The 21,805-nt window shown below is 67.0% G+C and carries 18 protein-coding genes and 1 pseudogene; 13 read left to right on the top strand and 6 right to left on the bottom strand.

Features of this window, described 5'->3' with window-relative positions; translation table 11 throughout:
• Both ACIGXP_RS06975 and ACIGXP_RS06980 read left to right on the top strand, forming a co-directional pair.
• A partial coding sequence (locus ACIGXP_RS06975) for an integrase core domain-containing protein (protein ID WP_399764910.1) occupies positions 1-551 on the top strand: 551 nt, incomplete at its 5' end.
• 230 nt (positions 552-781) lie between these two features.
• Complete coding sequence (locus tag ACIGXP_RS06980; protein ID WP_399764912.1) at positions 782-1,426, top strand: LysE family translocator; 645 nt, start codon at positions 782-784, stop codon at positions 1,424-1,426.
• Positions 1,427-1,570: 144 nt separating this feature from the next.
• Here the strand turns inward: ACIGXP_RS06980 and ACIGXP_RS06985 are convergent, their stop codons facing one another.
• Entirely contained in the window at positions 1,571-2,029 is a 459-nt protein-coding gene (locus ACIGXP_RS06985) for a hypothetical protein (RefSeq protein ID WP_399764914.1), read from the bottom strand.
• A gap of 28 nt (positions 2,030-2,057) precedes the next feature.
• A complete protein-coding gene (locus ACIGXP_RS06990) occupies positions 2,058-2,333 on the bottom strand; it encodes a transposase (protein ID WP_399764917.1) in 276 nt (91 codons plus the stop codon).
• Positions 2,334-2,851: 518 nt separating this feature from the next.
• On the opposite strand from ACIGXP_RS06990, the pseudogene ACIGXP_RS06995 reads away from it, so the two are divergent.
• Both ACIGXP_RS06995 and ACIGXP_RS07000 read left to right on the top strand, forming a co-directional pair.
• A pseudogene (locus ACIGXP_RS06995) lies at positions 2,852-3,783 on the top strand (pyridoxal-phosphate dependent enzyme).
• Between the two features lie 40 nt (positions 3,784-3,823).
• Positions 3,824-4,594 (top strand): transposase family protein, encoded by a 771-nt coding sequence (locus ACIGXP_RS07000; protein ID WP_399764919.1) that lies wholly within the window; start codon positions 3,824-3,826, stop codon positions 4,592-4,594.
• 75 nt (positions 4,595-4,669) lie between these two features.
• On the opposite strand, the gene ACIGXP_RS07005 is transcribed toward ACIGXP_RS07000, so the two are convergent.
• Positions 4,670-5,335, bottom strand: coding sequence for a hypothetical protein (locus ACIGXP_RS07005; RefSeq protein ID WP_399764921.1), 666 nt, complete (start codon positions 5,333-5,335; stop codon positions 4,670-4,672).
• A 1,735-nt stretch (positions 5,336-7,070) separates the two neighbouring features.
• Between ACIGXP_RS07005 and ACIGXP_RS07010 the strand changes: the two genes are divergently transcribed.
• On the top strand, positions 7,071-7,949 hold the full coding sequence (locus tag ACIGXP_RS07010; RefSeq protein WP_399764924.1) for a sterol desaturase family protein: 879 nt from the start codon (positions 7,071-7,073) through the stop codon (positions 7,947-7,949).
• 119 nt (positions 7,950-8,068) lie between these two features.
• Here the strand turns inward: ACIGXP_RS07010 and ACIGXP_RS07015 are convergent, their stop codons facing one another.
• The 3 genes from ACIGXP_RS07015 to ACIGXP_RS07025 form a co-directional block, all read right to left on the bottom strand.
• Positions 8,069-8,908: a helix-turn-helix domain-containing protein gene (locus ACIGXP_RS07015; protein ID WP_399764927.1), complete on the bottom strand. Its 840-nt coding sequence runs from the start codon at positions 8,906-8,908 to the stop codon at positions 8,069-8,071.
• Between the two features lie 941 nt (positions 8,909-9,849).
• On the bottom strand, positions 9,850-10,575 hold the full coding sequence (locus ACIGXP_RS07020) for an SDR family NAD(P)-dependent oxidoreductase (RefSeq protein WP_399764929.1): 726 nt from the start codon (positions 10,573-10,575) through the stop codon (positions 9,850-9,852).
• Positions 10,575-12,155: an FAD-dependent oxidoreductase gene (locus ACIGXP_RS07025; protein ID WP_399764932.1), complete on the bottom strand. Its 1,581-nt coding sequence runs from the start codon at positions 12,153-12,155 to the stop codon at positions 10,575-10,577. The genes ACIGXP_RS07020 and ACIGXP_RS07025 overlap by 1 nt, the downstream gene beginning before the upstream one ends.
• A gap of 943 nt (positions 12,156-13,098) precedes the next feature.
• On the opposite strand from ACIGXP_RS07025, the gene ACIGXP_RS07030 reads away from it, so the two are divergent.
• The 8 genes from ACIGXP_RS07030 (at position 13,099) to ACIGXP_RS07065 (ending at position 21,763) form a co-directional block, all read left to right on the top strand.
• Complete coding sequence (locus ACIGXP_RS07030; RefSeq protein ID WP_399764935.1) at positions 13,099-13,530, top strand: VOC family protein; 432 nt, start codon at positions 13,099-13,101, stop codon at positions 13,528-13,530.
• Positions 13,527-15,635 (top strand): PfkB family carbohydrate kinase, encoded by a 2,109-nt coding sequence (locus tag ACIGXP_RS07035; protein WP_399764938.1) that lies wholly within the window; start codon positions 13,527-13,529, stop codon positions 15,633-15,635. Before ACIGXP_RS07030 ends, ACIGXP_RS07035 begins: the two co-directional genes overlap by 4 nt.
• A 94-nt stretch (positions 15,636-15,729) precedes the next feature.
• The gene (locus ACIGXP_RS07040; protein ID WP_399764941.1) at positions 15,730-16,680 is read left to right on the top strand and encodes an NAD-dependent epimerase/dehydratase family protein; all 951 of its coding nucleotides are present in this window, start codon (positions 15,730-15,732) and stop codon (positions 16,678-16,680) included.
• A 65-nt stretch (positions 16,681-16,745) separates the two neighbouring features.
• A complete protein-coding gene (locus ACIGXP_RS07045; protein ID WP_399764944.1) occupies positions 16,746-17,312 on the top strand; it encodes a GNAT family N-acetyltransferase in 567 nt (188 codons plus the stop codon).
• On the top strand, positions 17,313-18,335 hold the full coding sequence (locus ACIGXP_RS07050) for a glycosyltransferase family 9 protein (protein WP_399764946.1): 1,023 nt from the start codon (positions 17,313-17,315) through the stop codon (positions 18,333-18,335).
• Positions 18,332-19,414 (top strand): GNAT family N-acetyltransferase, encoded by a 1,083-nt coding sequence (locus ACIGXP_RS07055; RefSeq protein WP_399764950.1) that lies wholly within the window; start codon positions 18,332-18,334, stop codon positions 19,412-19,414. Before ACIGXP_RS07050 ends, ACIGXP_RS07055 begins: the two co-directional genes overlap by 4 nt.
• Positions 19,415-19,446: 32 nt before the next feature.
• Positions 19,447-20,694 carry a DegT/DnrJ/EryC1/StrS family aminotransferase gene (locus ACIGXP_RS07060; RefSeq protein ID WP_399764952.1) on the top strand — a complete coding sequence of 416 codons (1,248 nt, stop codon included), beginning with the start codon at positions 19,447-19,449 and terminating at the stop codon, positions 20,692-20,694.
• Positions 20,695-20,767: 73 nt separating this feature from the next.
• Complete coding sequence (locus ACIGXP_RS07065; protein ID WP_399764956.1) at positions 20,768-21,763, top strand: GNAT family N-acetyltransferase; 996 nt, start codon at positions 20,768-20,770, stop codon at positions 21,761-21,763.
• Positions 21,764-21,805 lie beyond the last annotated feature (42 nt).

Consider the following 21,805-nt stretch of genomic DNA (forward strand, 5'->3'; position numbering starts at 1 on the left):
TGGTCCACGTGGACGTCAAGAAACTCGGCCGGATCCCCGACGGCGGCGGCCACAAAGTCCTGGGCCCACAGGCCGGCCGGGCCCGGCGAAACAGTATGGGCTTCGACTACGTCCACTCCGCCGTCGACGACCACAGCCGCCTGGCCTACAGCGAGATCCACAGCGACGAGAAGGCCGCTACCTGCGCCGCCTTCCTGCGGCGGGCGGCAGCCTTCTTCGCCACCTGCGGCATCGACCGCGTCGAGCGGGTCCTGACCGACAACGCCTGGCCCTACCGCAAGAGCTTCGCCTGGCGGCAGGCCCTGGCCGACCTCGGCGCGGCCGGCAAGCTCACCCGCATCTACCGGCCGCAGACCAACGGCAAGGTCGAACGCTTCAACCGCACCCTGCTCGACGAATGGGCCTACCTGCGGCCCTACACCACCAACCAAGAGCGGACCGAAGCCCTGTCAGACTTCCTGCACACCTACAACCACCATCGCTGCCACACAGCACTCGGAGGCCAGCCACCGATCAGCCGTGTGAACAACGCTTCAGGTCAATACAGCTAGGACCTGTCCGGCCGATCACGCGGAGAGCGTCGACGTGAGCGTGGGTGATCCGGTTGCAGTCGTTGATGTCGTCGGCCGGCTGGAGTCAGGGTGCACAGAGACACCGAACGGCAGGGCCGTATCCTGAGGCAGGCGATGCAGGCACCGCCGATGCGTCGCAGCCGCCCGTCGAGCCGGGCGCCGCCCCACTCCGGGTACCTGGTACCCGGCAAACGATCAGGAGTTGACCGGTGATCAGTCTGGCCGCAGTGGGGGGAGTGGCCCTGGTCGAACTGGGCATGGCTCTGACTCCGGGACCGAACATGATCCACCTCGCCTCTCGCGCGATCACTCAAGGCCGCAGGGCGGGTCTGGTCAGCCTGAGCGGGACCGCCGTGGGATTCCTGTGCTACCTGCTGGCCGCAGCCGCGGGCCTGTCCGCGTTGTTCGCCGCCGTGCCGCTGGCGTTCATGGTGGTCAAGCTCGCCGGGGCCGCCTACCTGGCCCACCTGGCCTGGGCCATGCTCAAGCCCGGTGGCCGCTCGCCCTTCGCCCCGGCTCAGGACCTGCCTCCGGTCTCTGACGCCCGCCTGTTCTCGATGGGGCTCCTGACCAACCTGCTCAACCCCAAGATCGCTCTCATGTACGCCGCTCTTCTGCCCCAGTTCATGGATCCGCAGGCGGGCCCGGACTGGGCGCAACTGCTCCAGCTCGGTGGTGTACAGATCATCGTGGGGATCTCCGTGAACGCTCTGATCATGCTGGGCGCAGCACGGGTGTCGGGGTTTCTGGCCGCCCGGCCCCGCGTGATGACCGCTCAGAGGTTCGCGTCAGGCGGCTTGCTCGGCGTCTTCGCGCTGCGCACCGCCCTGTCCCGTACGCCTGTCTCGGCCTGAGCCATACCCGCGCCCCTGACACCGGTAATGCTGGGGTCAGCCGAACATGTCACAGTCCGCCCGCTAACCTGGAGTGACGGACACGGAGAGCGGGCGGCAGTGCCCGTCCGCGCTCGGGCGGGCGTGCGCAGGGCGCTGTGGCGGTCAGGTCTGACACTGGGAGGTCGCGGCGCCGGTCCAGTTGCTCCAGGCGCCTCCTGCGGGTTTGACGTGGACGCGGATCTCGACCTTGGCGTTGACGACGAAGCAGACGCGGGTGGTGCTGCCGATTTCGGTGGGGCCGGTGGTGGTGCGGCGGGGGACGAGGGTGCGTCCGTTGCCGATTTTGACCCAGTGGCCGCCGGAGACGACGCGGAAGAAGGCTTCGTAGTCGACGTAGGCGGCGTGGGGGCGGGTGTTGGTCAAGACGACGTGGGCTGTGATCTCGCGGGTGTAGATACGTCCTTCCTTGCCCTTTTCGGCGCTGATGCAGCCGTTGGCGGCGATGCCCTGGGTGGAGACGGATCCGCCGCAGGCGATGGCGGCGGCGTGGGCGTTGGCGGCGGGAAGCAGCAGGGCGAGCGCGGTGGCGGTGGTCAGGGCTGCGGTGCGCGTCAGGCGCATGGGGAGGTCCTTCCGGTGGAGGGAGGTCTCACCTTCCCGCGAAAGTTCGTCCTGGGAAAGGGAGTCTTCGAATGGGAAGGCGTCCACGACCGCCGGTGGCATGCGGCAGCGCGGTGCGTACGGCGGAGGGGAACGTGGCACACAGGTCGATGGCGACGTAGCGGATCGAAGTGGTCCACCAGGTCGGCTGGGCTGTCAGCCAGGCAGCAACGGCGGCGGCGTTGCGTCCCTCGATCTGCCGGGAGTCCATGATGGCCATGAACGGAGTCACCGGATCCACCCGGTGCGTGCTGTCCTGAAGCATCGAGTCGACCCGCTGCGCGGCCTGGACGTGATGGACTTCGACGTCGAGGTCGCACCCGACGTCTGGATCGCGGGCAGGCAGCCATGCCGGAACCCGACTACGCCTACGTCACCGCCGGCAACGCGACTGCCGACGAGGCCGCCCTGTTCGCGCAGTGGCTTCGCGACTCCTACCTCCCTCACCGGCCGTCGTGTGGTTCAACACCAGCGCCGCCATGGAGAACGGTATGGAGACTCCCTGTCCCTTGCCCGCCAGCGGCGACTCATCCGAGATCGAGGCCTTCTTCCGCAATCACCTCGCATCTGCCGGGATCGAGTGACGCCGTCGGTACCAGCCGTGACCACCCATACCGACGACACCGGCGCACCGCGCCGTTCACCGGGAAGCTCTGCGCTCCTGCACGGGGCGCCCACCAGAGGCGGCGTTCTAGCAGGTCAGCGAATTCCGTCGGTTGGCCAGTAGTTGGTTGGGGACGATGCGGATGACGGTGTGCCGCACTTCCCGCAGGGCCAGGCGCGATCCGCACCGGCCACCGCGATCCCATGGACGAGAGGACCGAGCAGCCCTGCCAGGTGTGGCTGGCACTGGAGTTCATGCAGCACACCGGATCCTTCAAGGCCCGCGGCGCGCAGAACTTCCTCCAGTCCCACCGCGACGCCGGCACCCTGCCCAAGGCCGGGGTGACCATCGCCTCCGGCGGCAACGCCGGCCTGGCCTGTGCCTGGGCTGCCCAGCAGCGGGGCATCACGGCCACCGTCTTCCTGCCCGCGACCGCCCCGCAGGTCAAGGTCGCCAAGCTGGCGCTCCTACGGTACCGGCGTACGGCTTGTCGGTACCGAGTACGCCGACGCCTTGGCCGCCTGTGAGGACTTCGCCGCCATCACCGGCGCGCTCGCCTCCCGCGCCTACGACTCACCCGCTGATCGCGGCGGGAGCCGGCACACTGCTCGAGGAGATCCACCAGCAGATCCCCTACCCGGACACCGTCGTGGTCACAGTCGGCGGCGGCCTTCTCACCGGCGTCGCGACCGCCGCCCAGCAGCACTGCATCCGCACCGTGGCCGTCGAGCCGAAAAACTGCCGCGCCCTGAATGCAGCCCTGCAGGCCGGCCGCCCCCTCGACGTCACCATCGACTCCATCGCCGCCGACTCCCTCGCCGCCCGCCGCGCCTCCGCCGTGGCTCTGCACGCCGCACAGCAGGACCGTGTGCACTCCGTGCCGGTCCCCGACACGGAGATCGTCCGCACCCGGCAGGCACTGTGGGACCACCGCAAGCTGGTTGTCGAACACGGCGCCGCCACTGCCCTCGCCGCGCTCACCTCGCCCGACCACCACGTGCCCGACCGTGACATGCCGTCCCGGCCGGACATCCCGGCCAGCAGCTACCGGCCGGCCAGCGGCGAGAAGGTCTGCGCCGTGCTGTGCGGGGCGAACTCCGACCCCACCTAAAGGGTGTTGCACAAGGCCGTGAGCTGGGCATCTCCCTTGTATGGCCGGGGTGTTACGTGCTGAGCGGGTGTGGGTGGAGACGTTAACGGGGCTGCGGATGGCGCAGTTTTCGGGTCTGTTGAGGGTGGTGCGGGAGCGGGGCGGCAACGGCACGCTGCGGGGCCGGCCGTGGTCGTTGCCGCTTGCCGAGCGGGTCCTGATGGTCGCGGTGTACTACCGAACGAACCTGACCATGCGGCAGCTGGGCCCGCTGTTCGGCGTCTCGTCCTCCACGGTGTGCCGGGTCATCCAGCGGCTGGGACCGTTGCTCGCGCTGGAGCCCGTCTCCCGCCCGGCCGATGCTCCAGATCGGATGTGGATCGTGGACGGAACGCTCATCCCGGTCCGCGACCGGAGTGTGGCTGCCTCCTCCCGTAACTACCGGTTCTCCGCGAATGTGCAGGTCATCGTGGACGCGGACACGCGGCTGGTGATCGCGGCCGCGCGTCCGGTGCCGGGAACGACGGCAGACGGGCATGCCTGGCGTGCCTCCGGGCTCAGCGAGCACTGCCAGGGCGTGACCGTGCTCGGTGACGGCGCCTATCTCAACTGCGGGATGGCGGTGCCGCACCGAAAACGCCCCGGGCGACCTCTACTGAAGGGCGAGAAGGACGACAACGCCGAGCACCGCAGGGTCCGTGCCCGCGTGGAACACGTCATCGGCCGGATGAAGAACTACAAGATCCTCCGCGACTGCCGCCAGCGCGGCGACGGCCTCCATCACGCAGTCCAGGCCGTCGCCCACATGCACAATCTCGCCCTCGCCTCATGAGCAGACAACCCCGTTCACCGGCCCTGACCTGCCCGAGCACGGCCTTGTGCAACACCCTTTAAGCGTTGTCCCGTATTAGGAGGAGTATCTCTGCGGCTCAATAGCCTTGAGCAGGCACTCGCGGTCGGCCCCGCTGATCAGCCCGCCCGGAAGAGTCTCGTCTGCCAACAAGGCGCGCAGCGCAGAAGCGTGTGCAGCGAAGGCGGCCCTGCACCATTCGCGTTCGGGGTGATCGCATTCGTTGCCGAGCAGCAGGACCTGGCGTTCGTTGTCCGCGTCGACAAGTTGAGACAGCTCCGCGGCAACGACCAAAAGGTCGACCAGGCCGGAGCGCACCACCATGTCAGGAAGGGCTGCCAGGCGGATGAGGAAGGGCAGGGCGGCCGACATCGCGGGGCTCACGTGAAAGACGCTGTTCAGCAAGACGTTGTCCAGCACGCGCAGGGCCTCGGGGCCGGCCACCTGATCGAGGAGACCACGGAGCAGGGCCGGGAGCCCGGCAGGGCACCCGGGGATCTGTGACCAAGCGACATCGGTGCAGCCCAGAAGCGCAGGGTGGTCGTCAACTTGCCCTGTCTGCGGGTATTCGCGGAGGAACCGAGCGACGGCAGCCTCCTTGGCCGCCGTATCCACTACGCACATCCTCTGCCCCTGCCCCAGCTCGCACGACATCGCCCCGAACGGCGTCCACCGGATGAAACTCTTCCCAGGGCGCGCGTCGAAGGCAAGCGCCGAGGTCACATCCGATGCCTCCTGCTCTGGGGATAGTGGCGTGACACCGCATTCCGGGACAGCCCTTAGGCGATCACGTAGAAGGGGTCGTGGTCCATGACGTGCATCTGGCCGCGCCATGCAGTGATACGTCCGCCCTGGGCCTTATTCTCACTTGACGACTATGGTGACGACGATGCCATGACAGCGGAGCTTCAAGGTGTACACCCGAAGCCCGCGTCGGGATCCTGCATCGTGATCCAGTCCTCACGCTCGGCCTGAACGTTACCCCCAGCACACACAGCCGCTTGACCTCTGCGGCCGCGTTGAAAATTTCCTTCCAATGGTGTGGTTTTAGGTGCCAACAATTGAACCTTGATAGTCGGAACCCTGAAAATTCCCCTGCGGGAGCTGGAAGGCGAAGGGAGTAAGATCCATGAGATCGCCGAAATGGGGAGCTTCAGTAGCTGTTGCGGTATGTGCACTCGCGGCCGTGTGCACTCCGGAAGCAGCAGCAGGGGATGCGTCCCAGGTTGATGGCATGGGCTGCATGTATCTTCGGACCGAATACCACATCAAGAGGAACGCGGTGAGTTGGCATAAGGGCGTTTCGGACGTCTTTAAAGATGGCCCGGGCGGGACAGTCAAGGGCGCCAATACGGTGACCACGACAGTAGGGGCTACCACCTCCGTGGGAGGAGAAGTGGCAGTCGCTGCGACCGTCGCGGAAGTCAAGGCGACATATAATCGTCAAGCGTCCGCCAGTAAATCGGTCACTGTCACTCACGAATACAGTCACGCGGTGCCGGATGGGAGGTACGGAAACATCCAGTATGGCGTTTGGATGTACCGGGTCGGAATGTACGAGGAAGCCGTCTACGACAACTGCCCCTCGAAAATCACTCAGTCGGGGACTGCGAATGTCCCCTATGCCATCGGTTGGCACTGGTGGGTGACTAACAGATAGTCGCGGCGCGGATTTTTCGCATCTCGCGAGTGCATGGGCGGGGCGGGCGGCCGCGATGGGATCATGAGGTCGGACGCGGGATGCACTCCCGACGGAGGACGGCCGCGGCCCGCCCCAACAAGAGCCGTAGAAAGAGCCCGGCACCGACGGGGGATGCGGTACCGGACCTGCGAATCACCGTGTTCGCTGGTACCGGAGTAATTGTCAAACAGTGTGGTTGACGTTCACGGCCGCCTCCCCGTTTCGGAGGCCACAGCCGCTCATCAAGTCGACGATCAGCATGGAAGGATCGCGCGCAGTTTGCCGAAGGCGTTGGCCTGGGTGGCCAGACCCGCACCGTTGCGCTCCCTGAGGCGGAGGCGAAGCCGTCAACCACCTTGTGGTCGAAAGAGTTCATCCGTCGGCTGGCGAGCGCCGGATGGAAATGGTGCTCCAGGAGGGAGTCGAGGTGTCGCACCGACGCGACAGACAGGTGCCGTTGCCCGGCCTCCACTGCGCTCCGCCTTCGACTGAGACCGCGGTGCCGCCTTCTTCTCGTTGTAGATCTCCGTCAAACGCCCAATTGACCTTGTCGCGGACCACGAACCCCGACTCCTCCATCTGCTTGCCGGCCGCCGACCGGTACCGGATCTTGTAGGTGTGGGGGCACTTCGACCGCCGAGACCGCGGATGCTCCGTCGCCCGCACCCTCATCTGCTCGAGGAGCCAAGGGCGGCCGCACTGCCGCAGCAACACCAGGCACCGAACGGGCAACATGAGTCAACCCCCGAGCGGGAGGCCCGCCTATCATTCCTGTCCATGTCAAACCTCCCCGACGTCGTATTCTGGTCCATACCCGCCTTTGCTCTGCTAACCGTCGTCGAAATCATCCTCGTCCGGTTGCACCCCGACGACAAGGACGCCGGATATGAGGCCAAGGACGCGGTGACCAGTGTCAGCATGGGGCTCGGCAGTCTCTTCTTCGGCTTCCTGTGGAAGTTCCAGGATGTCGCGATCTACAGCGTCATCTACGAACTGACGCCGCTTCGGGTGCCGTTACTGTGGTGGACCCTTCCGCTGATGCTGATCGCGCAGGACTTCTTCTCCTACTGGTCCCACCGAAGCCACCATGTCATCCGGATTCTGTGGGCCTGCCATGTCGTCCACCACTCCAGCCGGAAGTTCAATCTGACCACCGCGCTGCGCCAACCCTGGATGACGTTCACCGTCGGGTTCTTCTTCCTCCCGATGGTCGCTGTCGGTGTGCACCCGGCGGTGCTGGCATTCTGTTCCTCCTTGAACCTCGTCTACCAGTTCTGGGTTCACACCGAGCGCATCGACAAGATGCCCCGATGGTTTGAGTTCACCTTCAACACGCCGTCGCACCACCGTGTGCACCACGCGTCCCAGGGCGGTTATCTGGACCGCAACTACGGCGGGGTCCTCATCGTCTGGGACCGGCTGTTCGGAACGTTCGTCGCGGAAACCGAGCGGCCCGTTTACGGGCTGACCAAGAACATCCGGACGTACAACCCCCTGAAGGTGGCCTCGCACGAATACATGGCCATCGCCAAGGACGTCAGGATGGCCGACGGTTGGAGCGAGCGGGTCGGTCGCGTGTTCCGCAACCCCGGGTGGAGCCCGCAGGACGGGAAACCCAGCTGGGCTCCGTCCATGGCCAGGGAACCCGTCGAGTGAGACCGCTACGATTTTCCGGTCAGCTTCCGCTGAGGCGCTCCGGGATCGATGGCGGATCCGCCTGTCCCGGAGCGCTTCACCGCCACAGGGCGTGACCGGGGGACATGGCTCCGGGAGTCTCAGGCCGGAAGGGATCGCTGCCGGTACTGCAGCGGTGAGCAGCCCAGGTGTTTCTTGAAGACGCGGGCGAAATTCTCCGGATTGGGGAAGCCGCAGCGGCTGCCGACCTGGGATATGAGTTCGTTGCTCGCGGTGAGGAGACGACACGCGGTTTCGATACGTAACTCGGTCAAGTACTGTACGGGCGTTTTTCCCGTGGCGGCGGCGAACTGGCGTACGAAGTGGTAGCGGCTGAGCAGGGCCTCTTTGGCCATGTCTTCGAGTGTGATATGCGACGCCAGGTGGTCGTGCATGTAGTTGGTCACTGCGAGGAGTCGCTCCGGATTCAGGCCCGGAGTCTCCGACTTCATGTCCTGGTGCGGGTGGAGCAGATGGGCAGTCAGGTAATGCGCCGCTCTGTACGCGTAGTGCTCACCCACCCCCGCATGGTGGGCGCGGAGTAAACCGGGGGCCATGGCCGCGGCCACGGGGTCGAAAACCCGTGGAGTCTCCAGGGCCGACAGATCACGCAGGGTGACTTCCGGATGTTTGTCTGCGTAGCACCGAAAGTGCTGCGTGGGCAGGGCGATGAACGCCACCTCGACTCGTTGTTTCCCCGACCGCGGCCGCCAGAGCCGAACCGCGCTCTTGTCGACGAGGCGAGAGGTGTCTCCGCAGGCGAGTGTGGTCTGGTGCCAGCCTGAACCGTCCGGGTATTCACACTGGCATAAGCCTTGCAGAGGAGCCACGATGGTGAACCAGTCCTGGCGTGGTTGATAGGTCAGACGTCCCTGATCAGGGATCAATCGCCTCTCGATGGTCAGGGAACTCCAAGGCGGGATGCCGCGGGGGTCGGCCATTTCGTGTCGCCTTTCTGGTAGCTACTGCTCGGGCACCCACTACCTGAGAGCGTTCTCACGGTCTGGTTGAGTGGGTGAGATCGCTGGTTATCGAGTGGTGGAGATCTCCGACGGGTGCGGTGCGCACGGATCGAGGCTCCCGATGCAGACGGATGACTTTGCCAGTCTTCGCCTTGAACCGGAGCCTCAATGTGCCGCCAGTCTGCCACTGTCTGTCTCGTCAAGTCACTTGCAAAGGGGCAAAGTTCAGCCGTGTCGTGGCCCGATCGACCGGCGACGGCTGCCGGCCCCACGCTGTCGTCGTGGCACGTGTCACCGGGTGGCGGAGGCGCTGCTGATCGCCGCTTCCACGGTGGTGGCGAGACGCGCTCGTATGTGGCGATGGGGCAGTGGAATGGGAGCGGGAGACCGCCCAGGGACCCGGGCCAGGGTCGACGTCCGCCTGGTGGCCCAGCCGAGATGACAGGAGCTGATCCGTCCGATGCCCGGTTGAGGCTCCCTTGTTGCTCAGGACCCGCTGATCAGCTGGTCAGAGAGGGGGACAGTTTTCATGTTGGCCATGGCCGGATAGTGGTCGAGGTTCTGGCGACCACCGATTCCGGCTCGGCCTCCGGACTCACGACCGCCGCCGCGCCGTTGGGCATCGGACGCGGGACGGTGAGAGACGACGACAGCCACGGTCCGAGTGCTTCGAGCCGATCGTCCTGATCGCGCGTCGTCAGTACTTCGCCGACGCCTGCACCCACCACCACGGCCGGCCGGACCGGACCCACGTCTGGAGAGCCCGCACGCGTCCACGCCCCACGGGCGGAGATGAGTGCGGCTTCTCGGCTGCGATCCAGCCGCCGTGCTCGCAAGCGGTGCACGACCCGAGCGGGGTCGAGGTACCCATGTCGGCGACCACGGCGTCCGCGCTTGACGGGTTGTCGGCAGCGGATCGGTCAGTCCGCCTCATACGCACGTTTCGCGAGAGCGTCCGCAGCCGTGTAGCCACCATCCACCGTGATTTCCGTTCCGGTGACGAAGCGAGCCCCGTCGGTGAGCAGGAACACCACCACCGAGGCGATGTCGTTCGGTACACCATTGCGCCGCAGGGGAGTCAGTCCGGCTGATTCCGCGGGTGCGTCGGCATCGATGTAGCAGGGCGAGACGGCGTTGACGCGGATTCCGGACGGCCCGAGCACGTTGGCGAGGCTCTTCGTCAGGTTGGTGAGCGCGGCCTTGCTCGCGGAGTAGGCGAGGGAGGTGAAGGAGCCTGTCGTCCCGGCCGTGCTGGAGATGTTGACGATTGAGCTGTCGGGCGGCATGCCGGGGGCGAGCGCGATCGCGGTGGCCAGCGGGCCCCGGAGGTTGACGTCCAGCACGCGGTCCCACGAGTCCAGGCTGGACTCCCAGGAGGCAAACTCGATCACTGCGGCGTTGTTCACGATCCCGTGGAACGGGCCGCTGTCGGCCAGTCGGCTGAGCGTGGCTGCTGATTCCTCCCGGTTCAGGTGGTTGAGGTGCACCATCTCCTTGATGCCGAGAGCAAGGAGTTCCTCCGCGTCGGACGCGCCGGTGTTGTAAGTGCCGACGACGGTGGCTCCGTGCTTGGCCAGGTCGAGCGCGATGCCCCGGCCGATGTCCTTCGAGGCTCCGGTGACCAGGACGCGCTTGTCCGTGAGCATCACGCGTCCGCCTCTGATGTCACCAGGTGCGGCTGCCGGCCGTGAGTGGCGGCCAGGACATGGGCCAGTCGACGCGCGAGAGCCAGGGTGGTGAGCGAGGGGTTGGCAGCACCCATGCGGGGAAAGGTCGCCGGCCCGCAGGCGTAGAGACCCGGGACGGCGGCGAACGCGTGGCGTTCGTCGAGTACGCCCCCCAGCGGCAGCGTGCAACCCTCGTGGTCCTCGGTACCCAGCGGGCTTGACCACGTGAAGGGCCCTTCGGACGTCTCCGCGCCGATCGACTCCGGCAGCACGAACGCGTTGGTTCGAACCGGGTGGTCGAAGTCGTCGAAAGCCAGAGGCGTAGCGGTGAGACCGAACCCGGCGGCCAGCTGGTTCCAGACCTCTTCCAGCACCTCGCGCTGGCGTCCGATGACACCCCGGTCGGCGTGGGCCAGGTCCGCGGTGACGGTTGTGCGCCACGGGTATGTGCCGGTCGGCTCGCATGTGACGTGACTACCGGTGCCGGGCATTTGCTCCCCGGTGAGCCGTACGTCGAACAGAAGGAGGCCGGGCTCAGGCCGTTCAACCGTGATGAACAGGTTCGACCGGGTTTCGTCCTTGCACGCAGTCACATACGAGCCGGGTGTGACATCTGACAGGCCACGAGGCGCCCTGTCGTCGCCCGAGTCGCGCACACGCAGAAAGAAGCCCTGGACGATGTGGTCAGTGAGCCCGTCCAGCCGGGGCGGGCGGCTAGGGTCGATCGCACACAGCGCTTGGATGGCCAGTCTGCTGCTCTCGATGGTCCCGGCGGCCAGGACCACCGAGTCGGCGGCGATCCGGCGGCCCTTGGCGTTCGTGCCGGTTTCCCGGACGTGGACGCCACAGGCCCGCCCGTCTTTGATGTCAGCCGAGAGGACTTCGGTGTCGCACAGGAACCGGATACCGCGCGGGCCGTCCAACGCGGCGCCCGTTACCGGGTGCCGCCAGTGGTCCAGCGGCGAGTAGGCGTACCAGCGGCCATCGTCACCGAAACGGGTTTCGGCCTGCGGGGTGCGCACGAGGCGGAAGTCTCCGACCTTCAGCACCGGTTCCTGTGAGTCGAGTCGGCTCGGATCCACTCCGAGGTCTGCCGCGACCTGCTCGTAGAGCGGTACACCGCCCTGCCAGGAGTCGCGCAGGTCCGTCGCAACCGATTCCGGCCAGTCGGTCAGTGCCCACTCCTCGACCGGCAGGGACGCGCCGTACCAATACAGTGAGCGTCCACCCAGGCGCTTCCGCAGACCGGCGTTGACGGCGTAGTGCGGGGCGGATTCGGATGTCCAACTACGCTGGAAGTGAGGGTCGTCGGCGGGATCGAGGAAGGTGCGCAGCGCTTGATCGGGGTTGTGCGCGGAGTTGATGTGCAACAGATCACGCGCGGGTCCAGCCTCGATGACCAGGACATCGTCGACACCGAGAGTGGCCAGGTGCCGGGCCACTTCGAGGCCGGCGAGCCCGCCTCCGACGATCACCACCCGACCATGCGGGTCTTCGGTGTCCGGTGCCGTGGGCCACTGCCATTCGGCGAGATCTGCGGGGAGATCAGATGTCGACACAGTAGTTCTCCCTACTGAGTTCGTCGGGTCCGTGCATCTGGCCTGCGGATCGGAGGGTGTGATGTGACCGGGCGCGAAAATCCGGGTGAGTGAGGCGGGCACGTCGAAAGCTGTGAACCGAGGGAATCGCGCCAATTCCCTGGAAGTGACGCGTGTTTCTCCACCTGGGGGCGGAATGAATATCGAGCTGCATCCTCCGTTCCGGGGCCGTGCCTGTCAACCCCCGCCTGCCTGCGGTTCCGATGGGCCTCAGATTTCCTGATGGAATCCGTCAGCCGTGACAACTGTGGTAGCCGGCCACGCCCATCCCTAGGCAATCAAGCGGGTTGCAGTTGGCCGGAGTTGCGCGGTCCGTGGCTGATATTGCGAATGTCTTTCCCGTGCGACCGCAGTGCCCGGGGATGTCCGCAGGGCGTCCTTCCGTGGAGATCGCGTGGCGAGCAGCCCCACCGGCACTGGTACCGCCTCAGTCTGAACGCCGTCTCGACATGCCGTCTCAACTGCGCGAACACCGGGCCGTGTCATCATGCGGCCCCTACAATCACCCGCAACATCGGCCATGGAACGCGCAACTCTGGTCAACTGCAATCCACTTGATTCCCTAGAGTTGTGCCCAGGCAGCGAACAATGGGCTCGCCTGCCATGGTCGGCGTGCTTTTTGCATCACGAGGGAAGGGGATGCGGCGGACGTGGCGGCGGCCTTCCTCAGGAGTCCTGGCTCTTTCTGGCCACCGTGTCGAGACGGCACATCCTGAATGTCCCGCTGACTGGCGCAAAAGAGACCCGTCTCTTCCGTCAGGAACGTGCTCGGCCGAATACGGTCTGCCGACCTCGTGCCTCAGGGACACCACTGTGACAATCGGAGGGTGACTTGGGCTCCGTGAAATCGGATGCGGACGTATCAGACGGAGAGACTTCGTCACTCCTGAAGGAAGGTCGCGACGTGGCCGGCAAGTCGCTGGGCCGTGCCCATGCATGCACCTCGGTCACGGCCTTCGACCACATCAGGCTGGACGTGGCGGACATCGACATCGCCGAACGGTTCTATGCGGAGGCCCTCGGGCTGTCGATCGTTGTGCGCTACGAACTGGCCGATCGGGTCATCCTGCAGATGGCGCCGGGCGGCAGACCAGCGGGCGTGGAACTGTGGCAAGAGCGAAACCTCGTGCCCACGCCGCACCCTACGCAGCATGTCGCGTTCCGCGTCGCCGACGTTTCGGCACTGGTGGAACACATTCGCGCACTCGGCTACCGAGTGGTCACCGAACCACACCGAATCGAGCAGGAGACGGTGGCGTTCGTGGCCGACCCCGATTGCCACACCATCGAACTCAACGACTTCCTGGGGCGCCCAACAGGAGGAGCACCGGCATGACGGCCGACACCTCGACCGCTACGTCCTACCTGAAACAGCTCACCACGGCCCTGCCCGAGCTCAATCTTTCCCGGGTCGTCGACTGGGGGGCACGGCTGGCTCGGCTGGGCGGCGACGGCCGGCGTCTGCTGGTGGCCGGCAACGGCGGGTCCGCGGCGCAGGCCCAACACCTGACGGCTGAACTCGTGGGCCGATTCCAGGCGGAACGCGAGCCGATGTCCGCGTTGTCGCTGCACGCCGAGACGTCTTCGGTCACCGCGATCAGCAACGATTACGGCTACGAGCAGGTCTTCGCCCGGCAGGTCCGGGCGCACGCCCGGCCCGGCGACATCGTGCTGCTCATGTCGGGCTCCGGCCGCAGCGCAAACCTGTTGCGCGCCGTGGAGGCCGCGCGTGAGGTCGGCGCGGTGACCTGGGCTCTGACGGGACCGGTGCCCAACCCGTTGGCAACGGTGGTGGACGAAGCGGTGACCGTGGAGGCGCAGGCGCTGTCCACGGTGCAGGAATGTCACCTCGTCGTGATTCACCTGATGTGTGCTGCCATGGACGCCGCCGTCGCCGCCGTCTCCGCCAAGGACGACACTGCCACGCACGCCGTCGGTTCCACCCCGTCGGTGCCGCCGCCCTCGTCCGCCTCGTCATCGGAGCCGGCAGGGGAACGACGGCCGGGTGCGGCACGTGGAGACGGTACGAACCTTGTGGTGGTCGGCGACGCCTTCCTCGACCGCGACCACATCGGCCGTGTGGAGCGGGTCGCGTCCGACGAGCCGGCCCTGGTGGTCACCGGCGGCACCACGCACGCACGCCCCGGTGGTGCCGCGCTGGCCGCTGTACTGAGCGCGGGACAGGGCTACCCGGTCACCCTGGTCACCGCGCTCGGCCAGGACGCGGTGGGCGACCAACTGCGGACACTGCTGGACGAAGCGCGAGTGACGGTGGTCGATCTCGGGCTGGACGGCTCGACCGCGGTGAAAACGCGGATCCGCGCCGCCGGGCGCACCGTGATGATGCTGGACGAGCACGATGTCTGCCCGCCGGTCGGGCGGGAGGGCGACACTGCACTCGCCGCCGCACGGCGCGTGCTGATCGAGGCCGACGGCGTCCTGGTGTCCGATTACGGTCGAGGAGTCGCCGCACACACCGGCCTGCGTGCCGTACTCGCTGAGGCGGCCCGGAGAACCCCGTTGGTCTGGGATCCGCATCCGCGCGGTACGGTGCCGGTCGCCCATACCGCGGTCGTGACGCCGAACAGCCGGGAAGCCCGGGTGATCGCCTCCTTCACAGGCGGCGACACGTTGTCCGACGACGTCGAAGCGGCACGTGCCGTAGGACGCAAGTGGGGGCCGGTCCAGGTGGCGCTCACCCGGCACGAGCATGGCGCTGTCCTGCTCGCCGACGCGGATCTGCCGCCGCTGGTCGTACCCACGAAGGTTGCCGTGGGACTGAAGGCCGACCCCTGTGGTGCCGGCGACTTCTTCGCCGGTCACCTCGCCCTCATGATGGCCTGCGGCAAGTTGCCCAGCGAAGCGGTGGCATCGGCGGTAGAGGCGGCCTCGGCGTACGTCGCGGCAGGTGGTCCCAGGACCGTGGCCCACCCGTCCGATGGCGGCTCGCCCAGGACGGGGCTTTCGAGCGCCGGGCTCGCGACGGGCACTCAAGGCGCGATCGAACTCGCCGACGCGGTCCGCGCCAGTGGCGGTACTGTGGTCGCCGCCGGTGGCTGTTTCGACCTGTTGCACGCAGGACATGTCCGGCTCCTCGAACAGGCGCGCGAACTGGGTGACTGCCTGATCGTCTGTCTGAACAGCGACGATTCGCTGTCCAGGCTGAAAGGCCCGTCGCGCCCGATCGTGCCGGCGGCACAACGCGCTCAGGTGCTCGCAGCACTCGCATCCGTGGACGCCGTCCTGGTGTTCGAAGAGGACACTCCTGAAGCGGCCATACGCTCGCTGCGACCCGCGATCTGGGTCAAGGGCGGCGACTACTCGGGGATGCAGATTCCGGAAGACGCACTGGTCAGCTCCCTGGGCGGACGGACCGTCGTCGTCCCCTTCGTCGCCGGCTGGTCGACGTCGTCGCTGATCGATGCGGCACGGACACGGTGATGACGAATCCCCATCCCCTTCACTTCCGCACGGCCTCTCCGCCTCGGCCAACGCGGACCGGACCACAAGGACGGCAGGCGTGAGCCAACGGAGCGTGCTCGTCACCGGAGCGGCCGGGTTCATCGGGAGGCACGTGGCACGGGCCTGTCTGAACGCCGGGTACCTGGTGACCACGGTGGACCTCGCCACGCCGCCGGCCGACGTGTGCCGGGACACCACCGTCCACACCGGTTCGTTCGACGACCCGACGATCCTCCACGCCGTGGATGCCGGGCAGTTCGCAGCAGTGGTGCACCTCGGCGCGATCAGCAGCACCGTCGAGGAGAACTGGCAGGCCCTGGAGCAGACGAACGTCACCGGGCCCGCGGCGCTGGCGGAGAGCTGTGAGCGCAGCGGCACGCGTTTCGTCTACGCGTCCTCGTCAAGCGTCTACGGCGAGATCGCCGACCGGCGGCCCCTGCCGGAATCGGCATGGGGGTCTTCGGCGTGCTCCGGCCCGCTGAATGCCTACGCCCGGTCGAAGGCCTTGTTCGACGCGCGCATGACCACGCGGTTCGATGTCGACGGCGAACCGGGATGGGCGGGCCTGCGGTTCACCAACGTCTTCGGCACCGGGGAGCGGCACAAGAAGTCGATGGCTTCCATCATCGGCCAGCTGCTCCTCGCAACCGCGCGGCAGGAACCGCTCAGGGTCTTCGCCGATACCTTGGAGGCATGCCGGGACTATGTTCCCGTCGCCACAGTCGCGCAGACGTGCGTCCTCATGGCTGATCCCGCAGCGCCCTCCGGCATCTTCAACCTCGGGTCGGGCCACGCGACCAGCTTCGCCGAGTTGCTCCGCTGGTGTGCGGAGTTCGCGGAGGCACCGCTGAACGTGCGGTTGGTGCCGAACCCCCACATCGGCCGTTATCAGTACTGGACCTGCGCCGACATGTCCGCTCTGGACACGGCGCTCCCGACGCGGCCCCGGCCGGGTTCGCGCGATCTGCGGAGCGCTGCCCATGAGCTGTACCTGCATTTCAAGAATGCGGAAAAGCGTAGCTGAAGGTACGTCAGCCCTGGTACGGGACCAGCCGATCGATGGAATCACCACAGGAGGATGGAGAACACATGGGTCTGGAAACGGTTGTGGTGAGCAAGGATCAACTGGACATGCTGATGCCTCTGATTGTCGAGCAGCAGCATGACTGCGGAAAGGAGGTCGATCTGGCCAGTACCCGCACCTTCTTCGAGGGCATTGTCGGCCAGGAGGCGAGCTTCCAGATCATGGCGGTCGAAGAGGGCACCGCCGTGGGTCTGGTGATGGTCGATCCTCTTCCCAACCTCCAGTTCGCCGACAATGTGGCCTATGTGCACGACGTCTATGTGACCGAGTCCCTTCGCGGCAGCCGGGGCATCGGCGCACTTCTGGTAGCCGCAGGCTTCGTTGAGGCGATGCGGCGAGGCTACGAGTTCGCCGAAGGCGAGACCGAGCCGGACAACCATCCCGCGCGGAAACTCTACGCCCGTATGGCGAAGAAACTGGGAGTCGGCTGCAAGGAAGTGGACTCGGTGCGTTACCTCTTGGACCTTCGTCCCGCCATCGAGCGGGTGCGCAACGAGCCCGACTTTCAGGACCAACTTGCCACCCCTCGGCTCCTGGGCCGTCTCAGTGCGCGATCGGGAGCCGACGGCTGAATGCGTACGGCAATGGTCGTCATAAACGAAGGCGTAGGCAATGGAATAATTGCGGCGCCACTGCTGGCGGCGTTCGAGCGGGCTCATCCGGGTTGGCGCTACTTCATGGCACCGAACATCGCACTCGACACCGAATGGGTACGCAGGGCAGTCGGCATGCAGGGTGCCTCCGGGACCTTTCCGGCCCTGTGGCGACGGTTCCTGCCGGCTCACCGGGAGGAACTTTGGGACTTCCTCGACCGCAACGGTGTGACACTGGTCGTCAACCTGAGAATGGAGTCTGCCGAAGAGGACGGAAACTACTTCGGGTTCCGGACGGACGCCACTGAAAGGGGAGTCGAGTGCTGGGATCTGCACGAACTCGGCGAACGGCCGCAACGGCTGCCCTTCGGTGAACAGGCCGCCGGACTCCTACGTGCGCACAATGTCCCTGTCGACCCGAACCCGGCCTGGCTCACCGACCGGCGACAACCACGCCCCGGCGTGGCCGGCTGCTACGTCGGTGCCAGTGCCGCGGTCAAACGTTGGCCCGCGGACGAGTGGTCGACTCTGATCACGCGGCTGGACGACCGAGGGCTCGACGTCGAAGTCGCGGTCGGCCTCGCAGAGGACGAGCAGGTACTGGCACGGCGGCTGTCGTCGGCGCCGGGTGTCAGCGACACGGTGTTCCTGAACTCGCTCGAAGCCCTCCGTGACTGGATCGCCGGACTGGACGTGCTGGTCAGCAACGACACGCTGGCAGCCCATCTCGCGGCCGCACTCGGTTGCCCGGTGGTGACGCTGTACCTGGCGACTGCCGGTGACATCTGGTCACCGATGGCGGCCCCTGAGGTCTCGCGGGTCGTGCAGAGCGCGGTGGCGCTGTCTTGTTCCTACATGAAGCCGAACGGCACCTGCCGGCGCTACTACACCGGCTGCCCGGCGCCGTGCGCGTCCGGTGTCCGACCGGCTGACGTGCTGATCGAACTGGACCAACTGGAGTGGAGTATGCGGCAAGCCGGTCACCGGGAGATGGCCAAATGACCCGCCGACGCGCGATCGCGGTCCTCGGGGGCCGGCCCGGCAATGCGGGAGCCGACGTCCTCCGGCTGGCGGAGATGATCGGCAAGGAGCTCGCTCAGCGCGGTTACGGCCTGGTGAGCGGCGGCGAGGGAGGCGTGGCGGCCGCGGCCAACAGGGGCTGCCAGGCGGTCGGCGGCGACACACTCGCGTTGTTGAAGTGGAACCGTCTGTCCGACGCCGAGGACGGGACCACCTGGGCCCTGCCCACGTCGATGGACTTGGCCCGGAGCAACATCCTCAACTGGTGCGGCGACGGCATGATCGCGTTCGAAGGACGTTACGGCACGCTCACCGAGATCGGTCTCGCCCTGGACACGGGACGCCCCTTGCTGGTTCTGGGCAACCATCCGTTCCTGACCGCCGAGGCGTTCGCGGCGCCCACATGTCGCGTCGTGCCGGACCCTCGGCCGGAGCACGCCGCCGAGCTGGTCGACCTGCTGGAGACCCTGATCGAGGCCGGCGAGCAGGCATCGGTGCGGCCCGGTGCCGCCGTTGTCGAGGACGACCAGGTCGACGAGAGCGGTATCGGGCTGCGACGTGCGATTCCGGGGGACATCGAGCTGTTCCGCCGAACGTTCAGCGACGCCGCCGTGCTGGCGTGGCGAGCGCTGGAACCGACCGACGGGGTGCTCAGCCGATTCCAGCACGAACGCTGCCTGGTGATGCTCGAACGGAATCGCCCCATCGGTTTCCTGGAGTACCGCAAGGAGGCCGATCCGGAGTTCGACCACATCCAGGTCGCGGCACTGGTCGTGTCCGACGCGGCCGACCGGGGCCGGGAGATCGGGACTCGGGCGCTGAGACTGTTCGCCGGGTCGGTGTTCACCAGCGGCGGGCACCGCATCACCGCGGCGCCCAATGCCGACAACGCGGCTGCCGTGCGATGCCTGGAGAAGGTGGGTTTCCGGCGAGTCGGCCGGATGAGGGCGTACGAACACCACCGCGGTACGTGGCGGGACGCGCTGCTGATGGATCTGGTCCCGAGCGACGTGGCCACCGGGTCGTCGAAGCCACCACGGACCGCGGTCGGGCACAGGTAGCAGGACAGAGTCGCACGAGAGGAGGGATCGCCATGGCAGGACCAGGAGTTTCCCGTATCGGCCCGGAAGAGGAGGCCGAGGTGCTGAGCGTCGTACGTGAGCGAGAGCTGAGCCGGTACCGATTCGACGACCACGACGGGTCCGCGCTGCCGTCGAAGGTTTCACGGTTCGAGCAGGAATTCCGCGCCCTGACCGGTGCGCGCCACTGCCTGGGCATGAACAGCTGCACCAGTGCCCTGTACGCCGGGCTGCTGGCCGCCGGCATCGGTCCGGGCGACGAGGTGATCGTGCCGGGCTACACCTTCATCGCCTCGATCGCCGCGGTCGTCCACACGGGCGCCGAACCGGTGCTCGCCGAGATCGACGAGAGCCTGCTTCTCGATCCGGTGGATGTGGCCGCGAAGATCACCCCGCGCACGAAGGCGGTGATCGCCGTCCACATGCTCGGAGCGCCGTGCGACCTCGACGCCCTGGACGCCGTCACACGTGAGCACGGGGTGCTGCTCGTGGAGGACTGTGCGCAGTCCGGTGGTGGCACGCACCGCGGCCGGCACCTGGGCACAGTCGGTGGATTCGGCGCGTTCAGTCTCAACGTCTTCAAGACCTTCACGGCAGGCGACGGCGGCATACTGCTCACCGACGACGACGATCTGTACGAGACGGCGTTCGCCCTGCACGACCACGGGGCCGCGCCCTTGCGGCAGGGTGTCACCGATGGGCCGCCGCTGTTCGGTCTGAATCTACGGATGCACGAGTTGACCGGTGCGTTCGCGCTCGCCCAGGTGCGCAAACTGCCTGACATCCTGCGGACGTTGCGAGCCAACCGGGACAAGCTCGCGGACGCGATTGGAGACTTGCCCGGAGCGACGCGTCGCCGACTGCACGATCCGGACGGAGACTGCGCCACGGTGCTCGCGTACACCTTCGCCTCCGCGGCCATGGCCGACGAGGTGGCAGCCCGACTGGGCACGATCACCCTGAGCCGGTCGGGCAAGCACAACTACGCCAACATGTCCCAGCTGCGCCCGGCGCCGGCGGCCCCGGCGGATTCCGGGACGCGCCGGCCGGATCGTGCCGTCCTGCGTCGGTCGTATCCCCCGGGCAGCCTGCCGCGTACGGACGATCTGCTCAGCCGCAGCATCGCGTTGAGTGTCGGGGTGGTCGACTCCTATCTCGGCAGCGGAGTGGGCATCGACGCGACCGCCGGGGACGACACGATCGAGACGGCGGCGCGGCTGTTCAGGACCACGGTGGAGGACGTGGCCAAGGCAATGTCATGAGCGGGGCCCGGGACCTGAAACCGGTACCGCCGGCCCACACCGAGCAGGCGTTGCGGTGGAAGGAACACACCGGATGAATGCCGTTGCGTTCGAGTACGGTGCACGGGCGACGACGGACTTCCTGGACGCGCACCGGCTCTCGGTGCGGACACCTTTCCAGACGAGTGGTTGGTGGCGGGCGTGGATTCGTGAGGCGGCGGAGGCGGAGGGAACGATCCCGGTACTGGTCCGCATCACACGCACCGACCGGCCCACCCTGGTGGTTGGCCTGCAGTTGCACCAGGACGGCAGCACGACGCTCCTGCGCCCGTTGTCCTGGCCGTGGGCCGACTATCACGAGGTCGCCGAGGTGGGGGACGGGCCGTTCACCGGACCGGGGCCCGACATCGGCAGGCTGGCCGAGGCGATCGACGCGTGTCAGCGGGAGTTCGGCGCCCGGCTGGAGCTGAGCAACCTGATCGCCGATGGACCGCTGCTGCGCGCCATGTCCGAGCTGGGCGCCACGCTCCGGCCGTCAGAGACGGTATTCCGCCTCGACCTCACTGACCCCGACGTTGTCCGACGCGTCAGCGATCGGCGGGACATGCGGCGAAAACGCCGCAGGATCGGGCGGCTCGGCAAGCTCCGGCTCACCTGCGCGGACACCTCGGCGCAGCTCGCCGCCCGCCTGCCGGCCTTCATCGAACTGCATACCCAGCAGTGGGGTGACCGGCCGGACGCCGTGGCGCCGTTCGACGGCGGCGTGGTCGACCGGACGTTCGAGGCCGTCGCGGCCGAGCCGTCCAGCACCGCGCGATTGCACGAGCTGTGGCTGGACGAAACCCCGATCGCCGGGTGGTTCGGCTTCTGGCACGACCGCACGTACTACGCCTACCGAGCGGCCTACGACCTGGGTCACGGTCGCGACTCGCCGGGGCACCTGCTGACAGCCGCGATGGTCAGCGAACTCGCCGTCCAAGGGACAAACACCTTCGATCTGACCCGCGGTGCCTACGCCTACAAGCTCGAACTGCCCTGCAGCCGCGCGCCCACCATGACGGCGAGTCGGGAGCGACCGTGCCGGGCGTGACCAAGTTTCCTCACCGCCGAATGACAACGCTCAGACCGCAAA

The sequence above is a fragment of the Streptomyces sp. NPDC053069 genome (assembly GCF_044546895.1).
GTDB lineage: Bacteria > Actinomycetota > Actinomycetes > Streptomycetales > Streptomycetaceae > Streptomyces.